This window comes from Achromobacter sp. ES-001, assembly GCF_019448355.1.
GTDB lineage: Bacteria > Pseudomonadota > Gammaproteobacteria > Burkholderiales > Burkholderiaceae_B > Achromobacter > Achromobacter spanius_B.
Genome location: NZ_CP079940.1, coordinates 781,994 through 801,964, shown reverse-complemented (window position 1 = coordinate 801,964; position 19,971 = coordinate 781,994). Strand labels below are relative to the sequence as shown.

The window sequence follows — 19,971 nt, the reverse complement described above, 5'->3', positions numbered from 1 at the left end:
GGCGCCCGGCTTTCGCGCGGCTGCCGCGGGTTTGACGCAATCATGGGCTTACACTGGTTTGCATGGACACCTATGATCAGCCCCGCTCACTGGCCCAGCCCATCGACCTGTGCGCCGCGATCGATGCGGCAGTTACCGCAGCGCATGGCGGCGCGGCCATCTTGCAATCCTACGCGCATCATCGCGCCGATCTCGTGATCGACCGCAAGGCGCGCAACGATCTCGTCTCGCAGGCGGACCGCGAAGCCGAGGCCGTCATTATTCAGGAACTGCGCGAGCGTACGCCCAAGTTCGGCATCGTGGCCGAAGAGACGGGCGGCAAGCCGCAAGGCAGCGCCACCTGGTACATCGACCCGCTTGATGGCACCACCAACTTCCTGCACGACATTCCCCACTACGCCGTTTCCATCGCGCTGATCGCGCACGCGGGCACGGCGGTATCAGCCACCGAAACGCTTGCCGAAGACACGCCCGTTATTGGCGTGGTGTACGACCCGAATCGCGAAGAACTGTTTACCGCCGTGTACGGCATCGGCGCCTGGTTGAACGGCCGCCGCATCAAGTGTTCGCGCACGCAGACCATCGAAGATTCCGTGCTGGCCACCGGCTTTCCGTTCCGCGACTTTTCCTTTGCCGACCAATACATGCCCATGCTGAACGACGCCATCAAGCGCGCGCGCGGCGTGCGGCGCATGGGCGCGGCCGCGCTGGACCTGGCATGGACGGCTTGCGGCCGCTACGACGGGTATTGGGAGATGGGGCTGGCGCCGTGGGACGTGGCCGCCGGCACGCTGATCCTGCGCGAAGCGGGCGGCACGTGTTCAGACATGCACAAGCTGGATCCCTGGCCTATCGGTGGACGCGTCGTGGCGGGCAACCCCGCCATCGAACGCGCCCTGCACGACATGATTGCGCCGCATCTGGACAACGGGCCGGCAACCGTCTAGCGAGCGGTCGCGCCTGTGTTTGCGCCCGGGTTGGCGCCAGATGGCGACGCGGCGGGTGCGGATGAAGACGCGTCGGGCCGCAATTCGCGGCGCAGGATCTTGCCCACGTTGCTCTTGGGCAATTCGTCGCGGAATTCCACGAAGCGCGGTCGCTTGTACCCCGTGAGCTTTTCGCGGCACCAGTCCTGCACCTGCGCCTCGGTCAACGACGGGTCGCTCTTCACCACGAACACCTTCACCGATTCTCCGGAGTGTTCGTCCGGCACGCCGATGGCCGCGCATTCAAGCACGCCCGGCATCTGCGCCACCACGGCCTCGACCTCGTTCGGATAGACCTTGAATCCGGACACCGCGATCATGTCCTTTTTGCGGTCCACGATGCGCGTATAACCCTTATCGTCCATGATGCCGATGTCGCCCGTGCGAAAGAACCCGTCGGCCGTCATCGATTGCTGCGTTTCTTCGGGCTTTTGCCAATAGCCCAGCATCACCTGCGGCCCGCGTATGCCCACTTCGCCGCGTTCGCCCAGCGGCACTTCGTGACCCGCATCATCAAGAATGGCCACATCGGTGGACGGCAACGGCAGGCCGATCGAACCGGAATACGCCGTGGCGTTGGTGGGGTTCACCGTCGCCACCGGCGACGTTTCCGACAAGCCATAGCCTTCAATCAAAGGGCGGCCCGTGATCTTCAGCCAGCGTTCGGCCACCGGTTGCTGCACGGCCATGCCGCCGCCCAGCGTCAAGCGCAGGGCCGAAAAATCCAGCTTGGCAAAGTCGGCGTTGTGGGCCAGCGCATTGAACAAAGTGTTGACGCCCGGGAACAGATTGATCGGCACCTTGCGCCAGGCCGCAATCAGCGAAGGCTGGTCGCGCGGGTTGATGATCAGCACGTTGCGCATGCCCGCATGCAAGCCATACAAGCCGCAAACCGTCATCGCAAACACGTGATACAGCGGCAGCGCGCTGATGATGGTGAGCTGGGAATTTGCCAGATCGTGCACGACGGGCTGCGCGACCGCTTCGGTTTGAAGCACGTTGGCCGTCAGGTTGCGGTGCGACAGCATCGCGCCCTTGGGTACGCCCGTGGTGCCGCCCGTGTACTGCAACACCGCCACGTCATCCATCGTCAGCGCGGGCGGCGTGAATGGCAGGTTGGCGCCGGCGGCCAAGACCTTGGGCAAGGACTGCGCGCCATCGATGTTCCAGGCGGGAACGATCTTCTTGATATGGCGGGCCACGAAGTTGACCAGCGGCGCCTTCAGCCCACCCAGCAGGTCGCCCGGCCCCGTCACGACAATATGTTTGAGCCGACCGCGATTCTTCACGCCCTGCAAGGTGTGGGCAAAGTTTTCCAGGATCAGGATCACGGACGCGCCGCTGTCTTGCAACTGGCGTTCCAGTTCGTCGGCTGTGTACAGCGGGTTCACGTTCACCACGACCATGCCCGCGCGCAGCGTGCCCAGCATGCCGACCAGGTAGGCCGGCACGTTCGGCATCATCAGCGCCACGCGGGCGCCCTTTTCCAGGCCCAGGTTTTGCAACCATCCGGCGAAGGCGCGCGCATGCCGATCCAGCTGCGCATAGGTGATATCGCTGCCCATCGCCGTGCAGGCGATGCGCGTGGCGTACTGTTTGCAAGCGCGGTCGAGCAGGTCGGCCAGCGAGGAATAACCCTCGGTGGAGATCTCTGCCGGCACCCCCTGCGGGTAATGGGCAAGCCACGGACGCGTCATGGTGTTTGTCTCCATTAAATAGATTTTTGAATGATGATAACCTTGTTGCGTTCCCTTTTTTCGCCCCACCTTTCCCCATGAAACTGCTCGAACCCATCGTCGCCTGGCACCAGGATATTTCGAAGATCCGCCGCGACATCCACGCGCATCCCGAACTGGCTTTCGAAGAATTCCGCACCGCCGACGTGGTGGCGGCCAAGCTTGAAGAATGGGGCATCGAGGTCGACCGTGGCTTGGGCGGCACGGGCGTGGTCGGCATCATCCGCGGCAACCAGCCCGGCGATCGCGCAGTGGGCCTGCGCGCCGACATGGACGCGCTGCCCATGCAAGAAGTGAACAGTTTTGCGCACGCCAGCAAGAACGACGGCAAGATGCACGCCTGCGGTCATGACGGCCACACCGCGATGCTGCTGGCCGCCGCGCAATACCTGGCGCAACACCGCGATTACGCCGGCACCGTCTATGTGATTTTCCAGCCGGCCGAAGAAGGCGGCGGCGGCGCCAAGCGCATGATCGACGACGGCCTGTTCAAGCGTTTCCCCATGGAAGCCGTGTTCGGCATGCACAACTGGCCCGGCATGAAGCCCGGCCAATTCGGCTTGACGCCCGGCCCCATCATGGCGTCCAGCAACGAGTTTTCGATTGTCGTCAAAGGCAAGGGCACCCACGCCGGCATGCCCAACCTGGGCATCGACCCGGTCATGGCCGCTGTGCAGTTGGCGCAGTCGTTGCAGACCATCATCACGCGCAACCGCAATCCGCTGGACGCCGCGGTGCTCAGCATTACGCAGATCCATGCCGGCAGCGCCGACAACGTCGTGCCCAACCACGCTGAACTGCGCGGCACCGTGCGCACGTTCACGCTGGACGTGCTGGACCTGATCGAACGCCGTATGGAAGAGATCACGCGCCACACCTGCGCCGCCATGGATTGCGAGGTGGAGTTCACGTTCCAGCGCAACTACCCGCCCACCATCAACCACGCCGAAGAGGCCGCGTTCTGCGCCGAGGTGCTGCGCGACATCGTGGGCGAGGCCAACGTCAACGACCACGTGCAGCCCACGATGGGCGCGGAAGACTTTGCGTTCATGCTCCAGGAACTGCCGGGCTGCTACGTCTGGATCGGCAATGGCACGGGAGAACACCGCGACAGCGGCCACGGCCTGGGCCCCTGCATGCTGCATAACGGCAGCTACGACTTCAACGACGAACTGCTGCCGCTGGGCGGCACGTATTGGGTCCAGCTGGCCTTGAAGCGCCTGGCCAAAGCCTGACCGCTACCCGCCGTCCGCCGCCCCGACCGCCAGGCACATCGCCAGAAAGCGTTCAGCGGCGCGGGCGGCCGCATCCGCATGCGGCACCAGGATGCTCAGGGTGCGCGTCAACGGCCGGGGCAACAAGCGCAGCGCCGCCAGGGCGCCGTCTTCATGCCGCATCGACATGACGGACACAAAGCCCACGCCCAGCCCCGCCCGCACCGCCTGCTTCACCCCTTCCACCCCCGCCAATTCCAGCCCCACCGACGGCGCCAGGCCGGCATCGGCAAAGGCGCGCTCGACCAGCCGACGCACGCCCGAACCGGGCTCGCGCATGACCAGGGCGGACGCCGCCAGATCACGCAAGGTCACCGCGCCCTTGGACGCCAGCGCGTGGTCGGCGCGCACGATCGCCACCACTTCGTCCTGACGCCACGCGTGCACCGCCGTGTCGGCGGGCAGCCCCGAGGGCACGTCGCCTTCAATAAAAGCCAGGTCCAGCGCGGGCAAGCGCTCGACGATTTCGCGGGTGTTGCCATCTGACAGATGCAGGCTGACCGCCGGAAAGGCGGAACGGAAGTCGGCCACCAGCCGGGGCAGCAGATAGCTGGCGGGCGTGGTGCTGGCGCCCAGCCGCAACGCACCCGTTTCCAGCCCGCGCCACGATTCGCGCACGGCCTGCGCCTGCCGGTACACCTGCCGCAGCTGCCGTGCCTGTTCGGCCAGACGCTCGCCGGCCTCGGTCAGCGCAATGCCATGGCCGCTGCGCCGGTACAGCGGTTCGCCAAACCAATCTTGTAGCGCACGCAACTGCCCGGATACGGCCGGCTGAGACAAATTCAGCACCTGCGCCGCGCGGCTGATGTTGCCGGTATCGGCCACGCAGGCGAATGTGAGGAGCTGGTCAGGGGTCATGGATTGCGGTGCTTATTATCAGAATTTCCGATATTACATATCAAAATTGAAGATTTTTCAAATAACGACCCGCGACTTAATATTTCGTCTAGTTATTTAGATATGCCGCAAAGGCCCGTCATGAGCACCTCTTCCAGCACCGCCGTTCCCCTGCCCGCCTCGGCGGCACCCGCCGCAACCGCCGCCCCCACAGCCACCGCCACGCCCTGGCGCGACAAGCTCAATGGCGTGTTGTTCGTCGGCCTGATGGCGGCTGCCGTGATGCAACTGGCGGACTTGCCCGCCATTCGCCAGCTGGGCTTTTCGCCGCTGGTCGTGGGCATCGTCTGCGGCATGCTGTATGGCAATTTCCTGCGCGGCACCATGCCGGCGGACTGGGGCGTGGGCGTGAACTTCACCGCGCGCCGCCTGTTGCGCATCGCCGTGGCGTTCTACGGATTGAACATCAGCATCCAGCAGATCGCCGCCGTGGGCCTGCCCGGCCTGGCCGTGTCGGTCGCGGTAGTGCTGGGCACGTTGGTAATTGGCACGGTCGTGGGGCAGCGCCTGCTAGGCCTGGACCGCGACACCGCCATGCTGACCGCCGCCGGCAGCGCCATTTGCGGCGCGGCGGCGGTGCTGGCGTTCGAACCCACGCTGCGGGCGGCGCCCCACAAAAGCGCGGTAGCCGTGGCCACGGTCGTGCTTTTCGGCACGCTCTCCATGTTCCTGTATCCGATTCTTTATCACGCGGGCTGGCTCGGCCTGGACACGCAGGCGCTGGGCATCTATATCGGGGGCACCATCCACGAAGTGGCGCAAGTGGTGGGCGCGGCCAGCAATATCGACCCGGCCACCACCGAAGTCGCCACCATCGTCAAGATGACCCGCGTGGCGCTGCTGGTGCCGGTGCTGCTGGTGTTGGGCATGTATCTGCGCAGCGCGGCCAGCCAGTCGGGCGGCCAGGCCAAGGGCGGCAAGCTGCCCATTCCGTGGTTCGCCGTCGGCTTCCTGGTGCTGGCCATCATCAATTCGCTGAACATCATCCCCGCCGACGCCATCGCCGCCATCCGCCGCCTGGACATCTTTGCGCTGACCATGGCCATGACCGCGCTGGGCATCGAAACGCGCTTTGCCCAGATCAAGAAGGCGGGCCCCCGCGTAATGGCCCTAGGGCTCATTCTGTATGCCTGGCTGTTGGTTGGCGGCTACGGCATCGTGAAGTTGGCGACCTGATTTTCAGGCCGTCGCGGCAAAGCGCCGCGACGGCCTGCGCCGCGCACGCCGCTGTCTCGTTTTTCCTGCATAATCGGCTGGTTCCCATGCATTGGAGTCGGCCGCATGACCTCCAGCCCGAAAACCCCGTTTACGACTTTGCCCGCCAATCGCGACGCGGTATTGCGCGTCATGCCGATGCCGGCCGACGCAAATATCCACGGGGACGTTTTTGGCGGATGGATCATGGCCCAGGTGGACATCGCCGGCTCGATTCCCGCCGCGCGCCGCGCCGCCGGCCGGGTCGCCACCGTGGCCGTCAACGCCTTCCAGTTCAAAGAGCCCGTCTTCGTGGGCGACCTGCTCAGCTTTTACGCGGCCATCGTCAAGACCGGCACCACTTCGGTCACCGTGTCCGTCGAGGTCTACGCGCAGCGCCAACGCCTGGACGCTGAAGTCGTCAAGGTCACCGAGGCCACGCTGACCTACGTCGCCACCGACGAAGCGCGGCGCAGCCGCCCCCTACCTTCTCTTTGAGCCGTAACGCATGACGCAGTCCGCCGCCGCGCAGAAACCGCCCGCGACGCCCCGCCGCCTCGACCCGGAAGACGCCCAGACCGCCCTGGCCGAAGTGCAGGAACGCCTGCGCCGCCAGCAGTTGGTGGCCGACCTGGTGCATCGCCAGGAAGAAGGCGATGCCAAGGCGCCGCTGGTCGAAGACCTGGTCCACCGCCAGCACGAAGCCGAACTCAAGACGCTGCTTGACGGCCTGCACCCGGCCGACATCGCCTTCATCCTGGAATCGCTGCCCAAGGACGAACGCCAGGCCATCTGGAAGCTGGTCAGCCCCGAGCACGACGCCGACGTGCTGCTGGAAGTCGAAGACTGGGTGCGCGAATCGCTGATCGAAGCGATGGACCGCCAGGACCTGGTTGCCGCCACCGGCAACATGGACGCCGACGAGTTGGCGGACCTGGCGCCCGACCTGCCGCCCGACGTGGTGGCCGAAGTGCAAAAGGGCCTGACCGAAGAAGAACGTGCGCAGCTGCTGGAAGCCATGGGCTATCCGGAAGACAGCGTGGGCGCGATCATGGACTTCGAAATGGTCCGTGTGCGCGAGGACGTCACGCTGGAAGTGGTGCTGCGCTACCTGCGCCGCCTGCACGAGCTGCCCGATCACACCGACCAGATCTTCGTCGTGGACCGCCAGGACAAGCTGCAAGGCATTCTGCCCTTGTCGCGCCTGTTGGTCAGCGAACCCGAGACCGAAGTGCGCGCCGTCATGAACTCGGACTTTCTGGCGCTGAACCCGCTGGATTCCGACGCCGACGCCGCCGGCGCGTTCGAACGCTACGACCTGGTGTCCGCGCCGGTGATGGACGACCAGGGCCGCCTGATCGGCCGCGTCACCATTGCGGACGTCGTGGACGTGATGCGTGAAGACTCGCAAGAACAAGCGCTGTCGCGTGCCGGTCTGCAAGAAGAAGACATCTTCGCGCCCGTCACGACCGCGCTGCGCAACCGCGCGCCCTGGCTGCTGTTCAACCTCTGTACCGCCGCCACGGCGTCTTTCGTGGCCTCACAATTCGAAGGCACGGTCAGCCAGATCGTGATCCTGGCGTTTTTGATGTCGATCGTTGCGGGTATCGGCGGCAACTCGGGCAACCAGACCATGACGCTGATCATCCGGGCGCTGGCCATGGGCCGGATCACCGGGCGCAACCTGTGGCAGCTGGTCAAGCGTGAGCTTTTCGTGACGTTGCTGGTCGGCCTGTGCGGCAGCCTGGTGGCGGCGCTGTTCGCCTGGGTCATCTCGCATTCGCTGTCGATCGCGCTGGTGATGATGGCGGCGATGATCTGCAACATGCTGGTCGGTGCATCGGTGGGCGTGCTGGTGCCGATGGTGCGCGCGCGGTTCGGCAAGGACCCTGCAATGGGGTCGTCGGTCCTGCTGACGTTCGCCACCGATTCATTGGGCTTCTTCATCTTTCTGGGCTTGGCCACGATCTTCTTGCTGTAGCTCGGCCACCACAGAAAATTCTTGTTTTTGCGCTGGTGTGCCGCCCCCTTCCTGGGGCGGTGGCTACGCACGCCGATGCATGACAGCCATCTGACAGGGATGCAGCGATGACTACATGTACAGTCATCGAATTGTCATCTTTACCCCTGTTTACCCGCAATGAACGCCAAATTTCGGGCAGCGATCCTCTGTCTGCTGCTCTCGACTTTCACCGCCGCCGCGCAGGCCTGTGAAAGCCTGCCCTCGTGGGCGCAATCCGCTTGCAATCGCCTGGACCAGATCTGGACCGAAGGCGGCCACGACCTCTACGTTTCCGGCTACGCCTGGCACAACCGCGCCACGTACAGCAAAGAAAAAATCGACAGCTTCAACGAGCTGGCATGGGGCGGCGGCTATGGCCGCAGCATCTACGACGAAGACGGCGACTGGCAGGGCCTGTACGCCATGGCGTTTCTGGATTCGCACAGCAAGGTCGAGCCCATTGCGGGCTATGGCTTCCTGAAAATCGGACAGGTCAGCGAGAACTTCCGGTTGGGCGCGGGCTACACCGTCTTCCTGACCGCGCGGCACGACATCATGGGCTACGTGCCGTTTCCGGGCATCCTGCCGCTGGTGGGCGCGGGCTACAAAGACGCGATGTTCTACGCGACCTATATCCCCGGCGCGTCCGGCGCGGGCAACGTGCTGTATATGTTCGGGCGCTGGCACTTCTAGGGCGCCACGCGCAAGCTTAAAACGCCTGGCCCAGCCTGCGCACCAGATCGCCCAGCCGCCAGTCGTCGATCCCGTGGGCGCGCAACGCGCGTTCGGTTTCCACCACGTAATCCAGGCAAGGCCCCGAGTGCCCCACGGCGCTGCGCACGGACGCGATCAGGCGATCGTCGCAAAGATCGGCGGCATATTCGTCGCAGGCGCGATTCAGCAGGAATACCAGCCCGCGCACCGGCGCGGATTCGGTGTGGCAGGTCAGCCAGCGGGGCGTATAGGCGCCCGTCACCATCTCGCGGCGCCACAGCGCCTGGAACACGTCGGGCACATCGGCGGCGGCGATTTGATACGCCACGCCCCGGCAGCAACCGCCCCGGTTCAAGCCGAACACCAGCCCCGGGTTGTCAGGAGAACCACGATGATCGCGCGACCACAGGCACAAGGACCGGTGATAGCCGCGCACGGTTGCCAGGCGGCGTTCGCGCCACGCAAAGCCGGGATGCCAGATCAGGGAACCGTAGGCGAACACCCACAAGTCGTCGACGCCGTTCCAGCCGGCCAACAGGTCGTCCACCGATAGCGCTTGCCGCGTTTTTTCCAGACCGGCACAGCCGGCGGGTACTGCGAACGACATAGGGTCCTCTGATATCCCGATTCATTCCCCAGCAGGGAATGAGCGATATCCTACGCCGACGGCCGCGCAAAAGAATTGCGAGATAGGCGTTTTGCAACGCGCCGAAAGAAATTTGCATCCGCCTCAACTGCCCGCAATGAAAAAAATTTGCGCGGCGCGTTGCTACACCGCGTCCAGCGGTAATTCGGTGGTGCTTTTGATGATTTCCATCGAGAAGCTGGCGCTGACGTCCAGCAAGTCCACGGCGCCGATCAGCCGGCGGTAGAAGCGGTCATACGCCGCCATGTCCTCGACCACAACCTTGAGCAGGTAGTCGATGTCGCCCGCCATGCGGTGAAATTCAACGACATTGGGCAACGCCATGACTGCGTTGATCAGGCTTTGCGTCCATTTTTCGTTGTGCTGGCTGGTCTTGATCGAGACAAAAACGGTCAGGTTCAACCCCAGCGCGCGCGGGTCCAGCAAGATGGCGTTGCGCGCAATGACCCCGTCGTCCTTGAGCTTCTGAATTCGCCGCCAGCATGGTGTGACCGACAGATTCACCTGTTCGGCGATTTCCGCGACCGAGCACGTGGCGTCCTTTTGCAGCAACCCCAATATCTTGATGTCGGTCTGGTCCATGGGCTTTTTCTCGAACGGCATGGGTGCCAATCTTGCCTGTTAGTCCCGCGCGCGTCCAGCGCGAGGCCCGGCTTGCGCCTAGTACGTGCCGGGGTAGCCGCCGCCGTCGATCAGCACGCTTTGTGCGGTCATATAGCCGGCCTGCGCCGAGCACAGATACGCGCACAGCGCGCCCACTTCCTCGGGCTGCCCGTAACGCCCTGCCGGGTTGCTGCGCGCGCGTTCGTCCCACAGTTGCTCGAACGTCTTGCCGCCCGCCTCGTCCAGCATGCCCTGGATGTGGCGAATCTGTGCATCGGTCGCGAAGGCGCCGGGCAGCAGGTTGTTGATGGTGACGTTGTGCCGCACGGTCTGGCGCGCCAGGCCACCCACGAAACCGATCAGCCCCGAACGCGCCCCGTTGGACAGGCCAAGTTCCGCATGCGGCGCCTTGACGCTGCGCGACACGATATTGACGATGCGGCCAAAACGGCGCTCGACCATGCCGTCCACCACGCGCCGGATCATGTCGATGGGGCCTAGCATCATGGCGTCCAGCGCCGCGATCCAATCGTCCCGGGACCAATCACGAAAATCGCCGGGCAGCGGGCCGTCGGCGTTATTGACGAGGATGTCCGGATGCGGGCACGCCGCCAGCGCCGCATCGCGGCCAGTTGCCTGAGTCAAGTCGGCCGACACCCAGCCCACGCCGATGCCGGTTTCCTTCGAGATCTCGGCGGCTGCCTGCTCAAGCGTCTGCGGGTTGCGTGCCGCGATTGTCACCGCCACGCCCTCGCGCGCCAGCTGCAAGGCGCACGCGCGCCCCATGCCGCGGCTGCCACCAAACACCAAAGCCGTCTTGCCACTGATCCCCAGATCCATGCCCGATTCCCCGTTGATGTGTTGCAGACCGCGCGGCGTCGCCGCGCCAAAGCGGATCAGTATAGGACCAGCGGCAGTGCGCGCAGGCAAAAAAAAGGGCCCCGAAGGGCCCTGGGTACCGCTGCGCGATCAGGCGCGATCAGCCCATCCACTGGCTGACCGGCGCGGCCGCGTCCTGCAAGGGCTGCGCCACCACGTCGATCAGCGCCGGGCCGTCATGTTCCATGGCGGCCTTGATGGCGGCGTCCAGCTTGGCGGGATCTTCGACGCGCCATGCCTTCACGCCATAGGCTTCGGCAATGCGGGCATGGTCGGTGCGGTTGAAGTCCACGCTGTAGTAGCGCTCGTCGTAGCCGGCCTTCTGGCTGGCCTTGATCCAGCCGTAGACGGAATTGGAAAACACGATCATCAGCAACGGCGCCTTGTGGCGGACGATGGTTTCCAGTTCGCCAACGGTAAAGCCGAAGCTGCCGTCGCCCATGACCGATACGCACTTGGACTGCGGGCGGCCCACCCACGCACCCAGCGCGGCCGACATCGAGAAGCCCAGCGCGCCATGTGCGCGGTTGGTAATGAAATGCCGGCCGGGGCGCGACACGTCGTAGTACGCCGAAAAGTACGGGCACGGCGTGCCCGGGTCCGCGCACACCACGGCATCGTCGGGCAGCAGCCGGTTCAGCGATTGCACGACGCGCTCGGGGCGAATCGGGGCCTCGAGGCTGTTGGCCAACGGCTCCAACTGCGCCCGACGCGCGGCCTTGGCGCGGCCGGCCAGCACGGCGCCATCCACGGCGTCCGAATTGCGGTGCGCCAGACGCGCCTCTACTTCGGCGCCCAGGGCCTCCAACGCCAGCTTGGCGTCGCCCACCAGGCCCACTTCGGTCAGGTAGTTGGCGCCGATCACCATCGGATCGACGTCGATGTGCAGGATCGGCACGTCGCGGTTCGGGAAGCGCCAGTGTTCCGTGGACGTGGACCCGGCCCGGCAGCCCACGAACAGCACCACGTCGGCTGCGGCGACCACGTCGCGCGTGGCCATCACGCCGCCGTTGGAGCCGACCACGCCCGCGTTCAGGGGATGCGTGTCGGCCAGGCTGCCCTGCCCGCTCACGGTCACGCACACGGCGGCCTTCAGCGCTTCGGCCAATTCCTGCAACGCGCCGCTGGCGCCGGCGATGACCACACCGCCACCGCAGATGATGACGGGCGACCGCGCGCCCACCAGGCGCTGCGCGGCACGCGCCACGTCCGCGGGGTCCGGCGCCACGCGCATGGCCGGGAAGCGGCCGTGTTCGGGCTGCGCCCAGATGTCGGAAGCGTCCACTTGCTGCTTCATCACGTCATACGGAAAGCACAGGTGCGCCGCGCCGGGCTTGCCGGTCGTCATGGCGCGGAACGCCGCGCGCACCATGCCGGGGATCTGGTCGGCGCGGTCGATCGTGCGGTTCCACTTTGTCAGCGGGCGGTACAGCGCTTCCTGGTCAAGTTCCGTCAACGGATACTTGCCGCGCGAGCCCACCGCGACGTCGGACGTAATGCCCAACACCGGAATCGACGATTCATTGGCCTCGACCAAACCAGGCAACAGGTAGGTGGCGCCGCCACCGCTGGGGCCTTCACACACGCCGACCTTGCCGGTCACGCGCGCATAGGCGTCGGCCATGTAGCCCGCGCTACGTTCGTCGCGCGTCAGGATGTGCTGCATGCCGTGATCCAGGCGGTACAGCGCGTCGTAGAACGGCAGGCTGGTGTCGCCGCACAGGCCAAAAATATGTTTGACACCGTTGTGTTGCAGCATCCGCACCGTGGCTTCGGCGCCGGTCAAATTTTCCATGTCATCTCCACGAGTATCGCGGACGGGACCGGGCGGCGCGCCGCCCGGTTTACCGCCGCTCAGTTATCCAGATTGATGTTGCTGCTCTTGATGAAGGCGCTCCAGCGGTCGTATTCCGACTTCACGTAGGCGTCCAGTTCGGGGCCGTTCGACGCCACGATTTCGAAGCCCGCTTCCGTCACCTTCTTCTTGATGTCCGGGTCAGCCAGCACCGCCTTGAAGTCGGCCGTCAGCTTTTTCACGGTCGCGTCGGGCGTGCCCTTCGGGGCGAACATGCCGCTCCAGGAATACGCGACAAAGCCCGGAAAGCCCGATTCGATCACCGTCGGCACGTTGGGCAATTCAGGCAGGCGCTTTTCGCCGGCCACGGCCAGGGGCTTGATCTTGCCGCCCTGGATCTGCCCGCGCAGCGCCGCAAAGCTCAGCCACGTCATATTGGCCTGCCCGCCCACCACGGCCTGGATGGCCGGGCCGCCGCCGCCATACGGCACATGCAGCAGTTCAACCTTCGACAGGCGCTTGAGTTCTTCGGGCGCCAGATGGTTCAGCGAACCCACGCCGGTGGACGCGTAGTTGAATTTGTTGGGCGATTCCTTCGCCGCTGCGGCCAGGAACTCTTTCAGGTTATTGCCGGGCACATTGGGATTGGCGCCGATGACCAGCGGAAAACGCACGGTCTGCGAGATGGCAACAAAGTCCTTGAAGGTGTCGTAGGGCAGCTTGGGCTTCACGGCCGGGTTGATGCCGTGATTGTCGAAGCTGACCAGCAACGTATTGCCATCGGGTTCGGCGCGCGCCACGAAAGCGGTGGCGATCTGGCTGGCCGCGCCGGGGCGGTTTTCAACCACGACCGCGCGCCCCCCCAGTTGCTGCGACAGACGCGGCTGCAAGATGCGCGCCAGGATGTCGGTGCTGCCGCCCGGCGGGTACGGCACCACCAGGATCAACGGCCGTTCTTCGGCGGCGACGGGTGCGGCCACCATGGCGCCCCCGGCGGCAGCCAGCGTGCATAAGCCCGCCAGGATCCGCTTCATTGTGTGATTCATTATTTTTCCCCTGCTGTTGTGGTGTTGGCCGGCGCTACCGTGGCGGGTTCGGCCTGGTCCCGCATGTAAATCGTAGAAAAGCCTGTGCGTATCACGTCGGTAATCTGATCCAGGCGGCGCCCGATATGTGCGCCCATCAGCGCGGGCAGCGCATCCATGTCGCGCTGTTCCAGCGCCTGCACGATGCGCAGGTGTTCGCCCTGCGTGTGGCTGCGCCGGCCCTGCTGCATATCGATCCAGCGCACGAAGTGAATCCGGGCATTGACGCTTTCCAGGGCCCGCACGAATTCTTCATTGCGCGACAGCCCCGCCAGATGCAGGTGAAACGCTTCGTCCAGTTCCAGCAAGCGGGTGGCGTCGCTGTCTTCCGGCACATCGCGCGACCGCTCGACGAATGCCCGCAACTGGGCCAGTTCTTCATCGCTGGCACGCTCGCACGCGGCGCGCACGATGCCCGCTTCCAGCACCGCGCGGTATTCGTACAGGCTGTGAATCTGCTTGGCGTCCAGCAAGCGGGCGATAAATCCGCGGTTGACCGAGCGGGTCAGAAAGCCCTCAACCATCAACTGGTTCAGCACTTCCCGCAGCGGCGTACGGCTGACGTTCAAACGGCGCGCCAGCTCAACTTCGTTGATGCGTTCGCCGGGCTTGAAATCAAAGCGCACCGCCATCGCCTTGACCGCGCCGTACAGCTCGGCCTGGCCCGCGGAGGTGCGGGCAGCGGGACGATGGACGGTGGGCGACTGCGTCATGGAGCGGAATCCGGCTGGCAAATAGAGGAGATCGGGGTGGGGAAATGCGGCGGGATGAAGTGCATACTAAAGTGCATACACTTTGCCTTGCAAGCAGGGTTTGCCCGCAAGAGGCGGGTCCGGGCGCCGCGAAGCCAAAAAGGGACGCAACGCGACACGGCTGCGAAAAATGCAGCCGGGGATCACAAGTGTGGAAGTCAGAAAACGGGCGCGGCGCGACCGACACGCCCGTCGGGAAGCTACAGGCCGGTGTCCAGCGTGTAGTGGGCGCCGTCGCGGTTTTCCAGCGTCAGCGTGGACAACACGGGCGTTACCGCTGCCGCGTCTTGCTGAACGTGAATGCGCAGATTGGCCAGCGGTACGTCCCAGCCGCCCGAAGCAGCTTCGGCGGATACGTCCGCCACCCGCGCCAGGCGCTCGGCCACCGCTTGCGCATCCGCCGCGCGCGCGTCGATGCGAATCAGGCTGCGCGCGCCATTAGGATGCGCCATCAATGCCGGCGACCACACGCATTCCGGCGTCAGATGTCGGCAGAAATACATGCGGATGCCGGGCAAGGGCTGCTCGGCAAAACGCACGGTATGGAATTTGGCCTGCACTTCCTGGCCGTCCAGCATCGCCGGGCGGGTCAGTTCTTGCACAGGGTTCACGGCGAACCCGGCGGCCTTGAGCCGTTCGTAGGTGGCGTCGGCGTCATAGGTGCGAAACACCAGTGCCTCCAGCCCGAACGGCGAATCCGCGATTTCCTTGCGGGCGGGCGGCGCCCCCGGCGGCCATCCCAGCAATTCCACATACGTGCCTTCCAGCACGATCAGGCGATTGCAGGACCCCAGGTTATGCACCGCCTTGTCGCTCAGGTGAAAGCCCTGGCGTTCAAAGTGCGGCGCCAGCGCATCCAGCCGGTCGCGCACCATCACGACGGCGTGGTCGAATTCGGTGCGGCCGACAGAATGCAGCATGGCGTTATCCCCTGATCAGACCAGCTTGCCGTGGCACTGCTTGTACTTCTTGCCGCTGCCGCACGGGCACGGGTCGTTGCGGCCGACCTTGGGCAGCGCGTTGCGCACGGGCTGCGCGCTGTCGTCCGATTCCGTCTGGGCCAGTGCCTCGTCGTAGTCGGAGTGGTGGTATTGCACGTTTTGCACGTGCGATTGCGCCGCTTCCGCTTCGGCTTGCTCGACCTGCTCGGACGACTGCACGCGCACCGTCATCAACACGCGCACGACGTCGTCGCGAATGCGATCCAGCATGCCCGAGAACAGTTCGAAGGCTTCGCGCTTGTATTCCTGCTTGGGGTTCTTCTGCGCGTAACCGCGCAGATGGATGCCCTGGCGCAGGTAGTCCAGCGACGACAAGTGTTCGCGCCAGTGCGTGTCGATCGATTGCAGCATGATCGAACGTTCAAACTGCGACCACGATTCAACGCCCACCTGGTCAACCTTGGCCTGGTACGCATCGCGCGCCGCGGCCACCACGCGTTCGCGCAGGTCTTCGTCGGTCAGGTTGGATTCTTTCTCCAGCATTTCCGTCAGCGGAAGGTGCAAGTGCCAGTCGGCTTCCAGCGCCTTTTGCAGGCCGGGGACGTCCCACTGGTCTTCGACCGATTCCGGCGGCACGTACGTGTTGAACAGTTCGACCACGGCGGCATCGCGCAGGTTGTTCACCGTGGCGCTGACGCTGGCGGCTTCCAGCACGTCGTTACGCTGCGAATACAGCACCTTGCGCTGGTCGTTGGCAACGTCGTCGTATTCCAGCAATTGCTTGCGGATGTCGAAGTTGCGGCCTTCCACCTTGCGCTGCGCGGTTTCGATCGAACGCGTCACCATGCCCGCCTCGATGGGCTCGCCCTCGGGCAGCTTCAGGCGTTCCATGATGGCGCGCACGCGGTCGCCCGCGAAGATGCGCATCAGCGAGTCTTCCAGCGACAGGTAGAAACGGGACGAACCCGGGTCACCCTGGCGGCCGGCGCGGCCACGCAGCTGGTTGTCGATACGGCGCGATTCGTGGCGCTCGGTGCCGATGATGCGCAGGCCGCCAGCGGCCTTGACCTGCTCGTTCAGCGGCTTCCATTCAGCGCGGATCTTCTCGATGCGCGCATTCTTTTCGGCTTCCGACAGCGATTCGTCGGCGCGGATCAGGTCGACCTGCTTGTCCACACTGCCGCCCAGCACGATGTCGGTACCCCGACCGGCCATGTTGGTGGCGATGGTGATGTGACCCGGCTTGCCGGCTTCGGCAACGATCTCGGCTTCGCGGGCGTGCTGCTTGGCGTTCAGCACTTCGTGCGGCAGCTTGGCCTTTTTCAGCAGGCCCGACAGCAGCTCGGAGTTTTCAATGCTGGTCGTGCCCACCAGCACGGGCTGGCCGCGCTCGTGGCAGTCGCGGATGTCTTCGAGGATCGCGTTGTACTTTTCCGGATCGGTCTTGAAGACCTGATCGTTCTGGTCCTTGCGGATCATCGGCTTGTTGGTCGGGATGATGACCGTTTCAAGCCCGTAGATTTCCTGGAATTCGTACGCTTCCGTATCGGCCGTACCGGTCATGCCGGACAGCTTTTCGTACATGCGGAAGTAGTTCTGGAACGTGATGGATGCCAGCGTCTGGTTCTCGTGCTGGATCTTCACGCCTTCCTTGGCTTCAACGGCCTGGTGCAGGCCATCGGACCAACGGCGGCCCACCATCAGGCGGCCCGTGAATTCGTCGACGATCACCACTTCGCCGTCCTGCACCACGTATTGCTGATCGCGGAAGAACAGGTTGTTGGCGCGCAAGGCCACCATCAGGTGGTGCATCAGGGCAATGTGGCGCGGGTCGTACAGCGATTCGCCTTCCGGCAGGATGCCCAGGCGGGCCAAAATGGCCTCGGCATTCTCGTGACCGGCTTCCGACAGGTAAACCTGCTGGCTTTTTTCGTCGACCCAGTAATCGCCTTCGGGTTCCGGCTCTTGCGGCTTGGGCTCGCTGGCCATGCGCTTGAGCAGCGGCGGCACCGCGTTCATGCGGATGTAGAGCTCGGTGTGATCCTCGGCCTGGCCCGAAATGATCAGCGGCGTACGGGCTTCGTCGATCAGGATCGAGTCCACTTCGTCGACGATGGCGTAGAACAGCACGCGCTGGCGGCGGTCCTCAACACGGTATTCCATGTTGTCGCGCAGGTAGTCGAAGCCGAATTCGTTATTGGTGCCGTAAGTGATGTCGGCGGCGTAGGCGGCCTTTTTCTCTTCGTTAGGCTGCTGCGGCACCACCACGCCCGTGGTCATGCCCAGGAAGTGGTACAGGCGCCCCATCCATTCCGCGTCACGGCGGGCAAGATAGTCGTTCACCGTCACCACGTGCACGCCCTTGCCGGCGCATGCATTCAGGTAAACGGGCAACGTCGCCATCAGCGTTTTGCCTTCCCCCGTGCGCATTTCGGCAATCTTGCCGCTGTGCAGCGCGATGCCGCCCAGCAACTGAGAGTCGAAATGGCGCATCCCGAACACGCGCTTGCCGGCTTCGCGCACGACGGCGAAAGCTTCGGGCAGCAGGTCGTCAAGCGACGTACCTTGGGCGTATCGGGATCGGAATTCGTCAGTTTTGGCCGCCAGCTCCGCATCGGAAAGCGCGGAAATCTTGGGCTCGAGCCCATTGATCTGGGTTACCAGCTTGCGATACTGCTTAAGCAGCCGGTCGTTGCGGCTACCTATGAGTTTTTTGAGCAGAGAAACCATGCGTATGTCGGCCGCACGAGCCACGCCGCGCCTGCAAAGGGCAAGGGCAGCGCCTCCCGTGACTTTGATTTATTGGTTGAGCGGGGGTCCGCTGGGAAACGAACCAGTTTAACGCACCTGGCGCGTAATAGCCTGGCCCTATGGCCAGAGTGCTGAAGATGACCGGTTTGACCGGTCAGCGCGCCGCAGGTTCAGTCGCGGCGGCCTGGGCCACGGCGGGCGGCGCGTTCTGCTGCGATCCCAGGAACAAACGGGGGTCCAGCGGTTGTCCGGCAAGGCGGACCTCAAAGTGCAGATGCGGGCCGGTCGAACGGCCGGAACTGCCCACGCGAGCCACTTGCTGGCCGCGTTCCACCAGTTGCCCCTGCTTGACCATCAGCGACGACGCATGCGCGTAGCGCGTGATCAGGCCGTCGCCATGGTCGATTTCGACCATATTGCCAAAGCCGGGCTGGAACTTGGCTTCCAGCACCACGCCGCCGGAAGCGGCCAGGATCGGGGTGCCCGAAGGCGCCGCGAAGTCCAGGCCTTCGTGCATGGCGGTGCGACCCGTCACCGGATTGCGGCGCCAGCCGTAGGAGGAACTCAGATAGGGATAATCGGTGATGGGCATCGCCGTGGGCATGCGGGCCTGGTCGGCCGACCGCTTGGTCAGCGCCGCGTCCAGCAGCTTCAGGTTGTCGGATTGCTGCGCCAGCCGCGCCTGGATTTCGTCCAGCTGGCGGCCCAGCGCTTCGGCGGACGCCGCGCTGGGCGGCGGGTGGTCAGTGAACAGGTCATCCATGACCTGGGTCGCTTCCGGCTGGGTCAGCGCTTCGGGCTGCGCCACGGCCAGTTGCTTGGCTAGTTCCGGGTCGGTGTACGCCACGCCCGCCACCTTGGCCACGCGCTGGCCCAAGCCGTCGATGCTGACCAACTTGGCTTGAAGGGCGCCTACCTTGGCGGCCAGCAGGTTCATGTTTCCACGCAGGAAATCGGTATCGCGACCCGGCTGTTGTGCCAGCGGCCAGCCCACGGTGTGTACCGCCGGCAGGATGGGAGTAAGGTAGCGCTGTAGCGCGGCGCCAAAGATGGCGGCTGTCATCAGAGCGGCCCCAAGCAGCAACGCCAGCCGCGCGCCACCCAGGGTGAAATGCCCGTCCCGCCCGTCGCGGGCGTGCATAATCACGATTTTCAAGATTGCTTCCTAATTCTCTAGAGCCGGGATGAATAGACCCACTTCATACCGTCAACGTTCCAGTTCCAGCCGGCGGAAAGAAAATACCGCTCTGGGATGGCTGGGTCATGACATGCGGGGCGCCGGAGTCTTGGCGACTGCCCGCAAGCACTTGCAAATTCAGTATGCGGTGGCGGCGGTTCTGCCCGCCCCGCTAGGTGCCGTCTGCCAGGTGGGCAAACTGGAAAACCAGTGCCTGCATCTTGTGGTGCCCAGTGCCGCGCACGCAGCCAAGATGCGTCAGTTGGCGCCGCGCGTGGCGCGTGCCCTGGCCGATCAAGGCTGGAACCTTAACGAAATTGCCGTCAAGGTACAAGCGGGGTTACCGAAGCCCGGCGCCCGTCAGCCACGCCCCCCCAAAGAGGCGCAACCCCTGGGCAATACCGCCTTGGGCGCGTTCGAGACGCTGCACGAAAAACTGCGCCCCGGCCCGTTGGCCGACGCGGTTGCCAAGCTCTTGAGGCATCACAAGAGTAGCTGAAGCTATCCGGCTTTGTCCGGCGCGCACGGCGCATGGAAAC

At 64.6% G+C, this 19,971-nt stretch carries 18 protein-coding genes; 7 read left to right on the top strand and 11 right to left on the bottom strand.

Annotation, left to right across the window (positions count from 1 at the left end; all coding sequences use genetic code 11):
- Positions 1-62: 62 nt before the first annotated feature.
- Entirely contained in the window at positions 63-947 is an 885-nt protein-coding gene (locus KYT87_RS03545; protein ID WP_104143392.1) for an inositol monophosphatase family protein, read from the top strand.
- On the opposite strand, the gene KYT87_RS03540 is transcribed toward KYT87_RS03545, so the two are convergent.
- Positions 944-2,683, bottom strand: coding sequence for an AMP-binding protein (locus KYT87_RS03540; protein WP_219991701.1), 1,740 nt, complete (start codon positions 2,681-2,683; stop codon positions 944-946). The two genes, KYT87_RS03545 and KYT87_RS03540, sit on opposite strands and share 4 nt — an antisense overlap.
- A 77-nt stretch (positions 2,684-2,760) precedes the next feature.
- On the opposite strand from KYT87_RS03540, the gene KYT87_RS03535 reads away from it, so the two are divergent.
- Positions 2,761-3,957 carry a M20 aminoacylase family protein gene (locus KYT87_RS03535; RefSeq protein ID WP_104143391.1) on the top strand — a complete coding sequence of 399 codons (1,197 nt, stop codon included), beginning with the start codon at positions 2,761-2,763 and terminating at the stop codon, positions 3,955-3,957.
- Between the two features lie 3 nt (positions 3,958-3,960).
- On the opposite strand, the gene KYT87_RS03530 is transcribed toward KYT87_RS03535, so the two are convergent.
- On the bottom strand, positions 3,961-4,854 hold the full coding sequence (locus KYT87_RS03530) for a LysR family transcriptional regulator (protein WP_046804298.1): 894 nt from the start codon (positions 4,852-4,854) through the stop codon (positions 3,961-3,963).
- A gap of 120 nt (positions 4,855-4,974) precedes the next feature.
- Between KYT87_RS03530 and KYT87_RS03525 the strand changes: the two genes are divergently transcribed.
- The 4 genes from KYT87_RS03525 to pagP all read left to right on the top strand — a co-directional run bounded on the left by KYT87_RS03525 (position 4,975) and on the right by pagP (position 8,782).
- The gene (locus tag KYT87_RS03525; RefSeq protein ID WP_219991700.1) at positions 4,975-6,069 is read left to right on the top strand and encodes a YeiH family protein; all 1,095 of its coding nucleotides are present in this window, start codon (positions 4,975-4,977) and stop codon (positions 6,067-6,069) included.
- Positions 6,070-6,174: 105 nt separating this feature from the next.
- Positions 6,175-6,585, top strand: a complete 411-nt coding sequence (locus KYT87_RS03520; RefSeq protein ID WP_046804300.1) for an acyl-CoA thioesterase — start codon at positions 6,175-6,177, stop codon at positions 6,583-6,585.
- A 10-nt stretch (positions 6,586-6,595) separates the two neighbouring features.
- A complete protein-coding gene (gene mgtE, locus KYT87_RS03515) occupies positions 6,596-8,068 on the top strand; it encodes a magnesium transporter (RefSeq protein ID WP_046804301.1) in 1,473 nt (490 codons plus the stop codon).
- 159 nt (positions 8,069-8,227) lie between these two features.
- Entirely contained in the window at positions 8,228-8,782 is a 555-nt protein-coding gene (pagP, locus tag KYT87_RS03510; protein WP_104143389.1) for a lipid IV(A) palmitoyltransferase PagP, read from the top strand.
- 16 nt (positions 8,783-8,798) lie between these two features.
- On the opposite strand, the gene KYT87_RS03505 is transcribed toward pagP, so the two are convergent.
- From KYT87_RS03505 to KYT87_RS03465, 9 genes are all read right to left on the bottom strand, one after another.
- The gene (locus KYT87_RS03505; protein WP_046804303.1) at positions 8,799-9,410 is read right to left on the bottom strand and encodes a gamma-glutamylcyclotransferase; all 612 of its coding nucleotides are present in this window, start codon (positions 9,408-9,410) and stop codon (positions 8,799-8,801) included.
- Positions 9,411-9,572: 162 nt separating this feature from the next.
- Positions 9,573-10,031 carry an Lrp/AsnC family transcriptional regulator gene (locus KYT87_RS03500; RefSeq protein ID WP_046804345.1) on the bottom strand — a complete coding sequence of 153 codons (459 nt, stop codon included), beginning with the start codon at positions 10,029-10,031 and terminating at the stop codon, positions 9,573-9,575.
- Between the two features lie 78 nt (positions 10,032-10,109).
- Positions 10,110-10,892, bottom strand: coding sequence for an SDR family oxidoreductase (locus tag KYT87_RS03495; protein ID WP_046804304.1), 783 nt, complete (start codon positions 10,890-10,892; stop codon positions 10,110-10,112).
- A gap of 139 nt (positions 10,893-11,031) precedes the next feature.
- The gene (locus KYT87_RS03490) at positions 11,032-12,726 is read right to left on the bottom strand and encodes a thiamine pyrophosphate-binding protein (RefSeq protein WP_219991699.1); all 1,695 of its coding nucleotides are present in this window, start codon (positions 12,724-12,726) and stop codon (positions 11,032-11,034) included.
- 59 nt (positions 12,727-12,785) lie between these two features.
- Positions 12,786-13,760: a tripartite tricarboxylate transporter substrate binding protein gene (locus KYT87_RS03485; RefSeq protein ID WP_370638747.1), complete on the bottom strand. Its 975-nt coding sequence runs from the start codon at positions 13,758-13,760 to the stop codon at positions 12,786-12,788.
- Positions 13,761-13,771: 11 nt separating this feature from the next.
- Positions 13,772-14,524, bottom strand: coding sequence for a GntR family transcriptional regulator (locus tag KYT87_RS03480; protein WP_219991698.1), 753 nt, complete (start codon positions 14,522-14,524; stop codon positions 13,772-13,774).
- A gap of 239 nt (positions 14,525-14,763) precedes the next feature.
- The gene (locus KYT87_RS03475) at positions 14,764-15,483 is read right to left on the bottom strand and encodes a VOC family protein (protein ID WP_046804308.1); all 720 of its coding nucleotides are present in this window, start codon (positions 15,481-15,483) and stop codon (positions 14,764-14,766) included.
- A gap of 15 nt (positions 15,484-15,498) precedes the next feature.
- A complete protein-coding gene (gene secA, locus KYT87_RS03470) occupies positions 15,499-18,234 on the bottom strand; it encodes a preprotein translocase subunit SecA (RefSeq protein WP_046804309.1) in 2,736 nt (911 codons plus the stop codon).
- Positions 18,235-18,409: 175 nt separating this feature from the next.
- A complete protein-coding gene (locus tag KYT87_RS03465; protein ID WP_046804346.1) occupies positions 18,410-19,396 on the bottom strand; it encodes a M23 family metallopeptidase in 987 nt (328 codons plus the stop codon).
- A gap of 127 nt (positions 19,397-19,523) precedes the next feature.
- On the opposite strand from KYT87_RS03465, the gene KYT87_RS03460 reads away from it, so the two are divergent.
- Positions 19,524-19,931: a DciA family protein gene (locus KYT87_RS03460; RefSeq protein WP_006217476.1), complete on the top strand. Its 408-nt coding sequence runs from the start codon at positions 19,524-19,526 to the stop codon at positions 19,929-19,931.
- Positions 19,932-19,971: the final 40 nt, after the last annotated feature.

What these genes read in the sequence shown, in the direction of transcription:
- KYT87_RS03545 (WP_104143392.1), top strand. Translation starts at nt 63, where the DNA reads ATGGACACCTATGATCAGCCCCGCTCACTGGCCCAGCCCATCGACCTG.
- KYT87_RS03540 (WP_219991701.1), bottom strand. Translation starts at nt 2,683, where the DNA reads ATGACGCGTCCGTGGCTTGCCCATTACCCGCAGGGGGTGCCGGCAGAG.
- KYT87_RS03535 (WP_104143391.1), top strand. Translation starts at nt 2,761, where the DNA reads ATGAAACTGCTCGAACCCATCGTCGCCTGGCACCAGGATATTTCGAAG.
- KYT87_RS03530 (WP_046804298.1), bottom strand. Translation starts at nt 4,854, where the DNA reads ATGACCCCTGACCAGCTCCTCACATTCGCCTGCGTGGCCGATACCGGC.
- KYT87_RS03525 (WP_219991700.1), top strand. Translation starts at nt 4,975, where the DNA reads ATGAGCACCTCTTCCAGCACCGCCGTTCCCCTGCCCGCCTCGGCGGCA.
- KYT87_RS03520 (WP_046804300.1), top strand. Translation starts at nt 6,175, where the DNA reads ATGACCTCCAGCCCGAAAACCCCGTTTACGACTTTGCCCGCCAATCGC.
- mgtE (WP_046804301.1), top strand. Translation starts at nt 6,596, where the DNA reads ATGACGCAGTCCGCCGCCGCGCAGAAACCGCCCGCGACGCCCCGCCGC.
- pagP (WP_104143389.1), top strand. Translation starts at nt 8,228, where the DNA reads ATGAACGCCAAATTTCGGGCAGCGATCCTCTGTCTGCTGCTCTCGACT.
- KYT87_RS03505 (WP_046804303.1), bottom strand. Translation starts at nt 9,410, where the DNA reads ATGTCGTTCGCAGTACCCGCCGGCTGTGCCGGTCTGGAAAAAACGCGG.
- KYT87_RS03500 (WP_046804345.1), bottom strand. Translation starts at nt 10,031, where the DNA reads ATGGACCAGACCGACATCAAGATATTGGGGTTGCTGCAAAAGGACGCC.
- KYT87_RS03495 (WP_046804304.1), bottom strand. Translation starts at nt 10,892, where the DNA reads ATGGATCTGGGGATCAGTGGCAAGACGGCTTTGGTGTTTGGTGGCAGC.
- KYT87_RS03490 (WP_219991699.1), bottom strand. Translation starts at nt 12,726, where the DNA reads ATGGAAAATTTGACCGGCGCCGAAGCCACGGTGCGGATGCTGCAACAC.
- KYT87_RS03485 (WP_370638747.1), bottom strand. Translation starts at nt 13,760, where the DNA reads ATGAAGCGGATCCTGGCGGGCTTATGCACGCTGGCTGCCGCCGGGGGC.
- KYT87_RS03480 (WP_219991698.1), bottom strand. Translation starts at nt 14,524, where the DNA reads ATGACGCAGTCGCCCACCGTCCATCGTCCCGCTGCCCGCACCTCCGCG.
- KYT87_RS03475 (WP_046804308.1), bottom strand. Translation starts at nt 15,483, where the DNA reads ATGCTGCATTCTGTCGGCCGCACCGAATTCGACCACGCCGTCGTGATG.
- secA (WP_046804309.1), bottom strand. Translation starts at nt 18,234, where the DNA reads ATGGTTTCTCTGCTCAAAAAACTCATAGGTAGCCGCAACGACCGGCTG.
- KYT87_RS03465 (WP_046804346.1), bottom strand. Translation starts at nt 19,396, where the DNA reads ATGCACGCCCGCGACGGGCGGGACGGGCATTTCACCCTGGGTGGCGCG.
- KYT87_RS03460 (WP_006217476.1), top strand. Translation starts at nt 19,524, where the DNA reads ATGCGGGGCGCCGGAGTCTTGGCGACTGCCCGCAAGCACTTGCAAATT.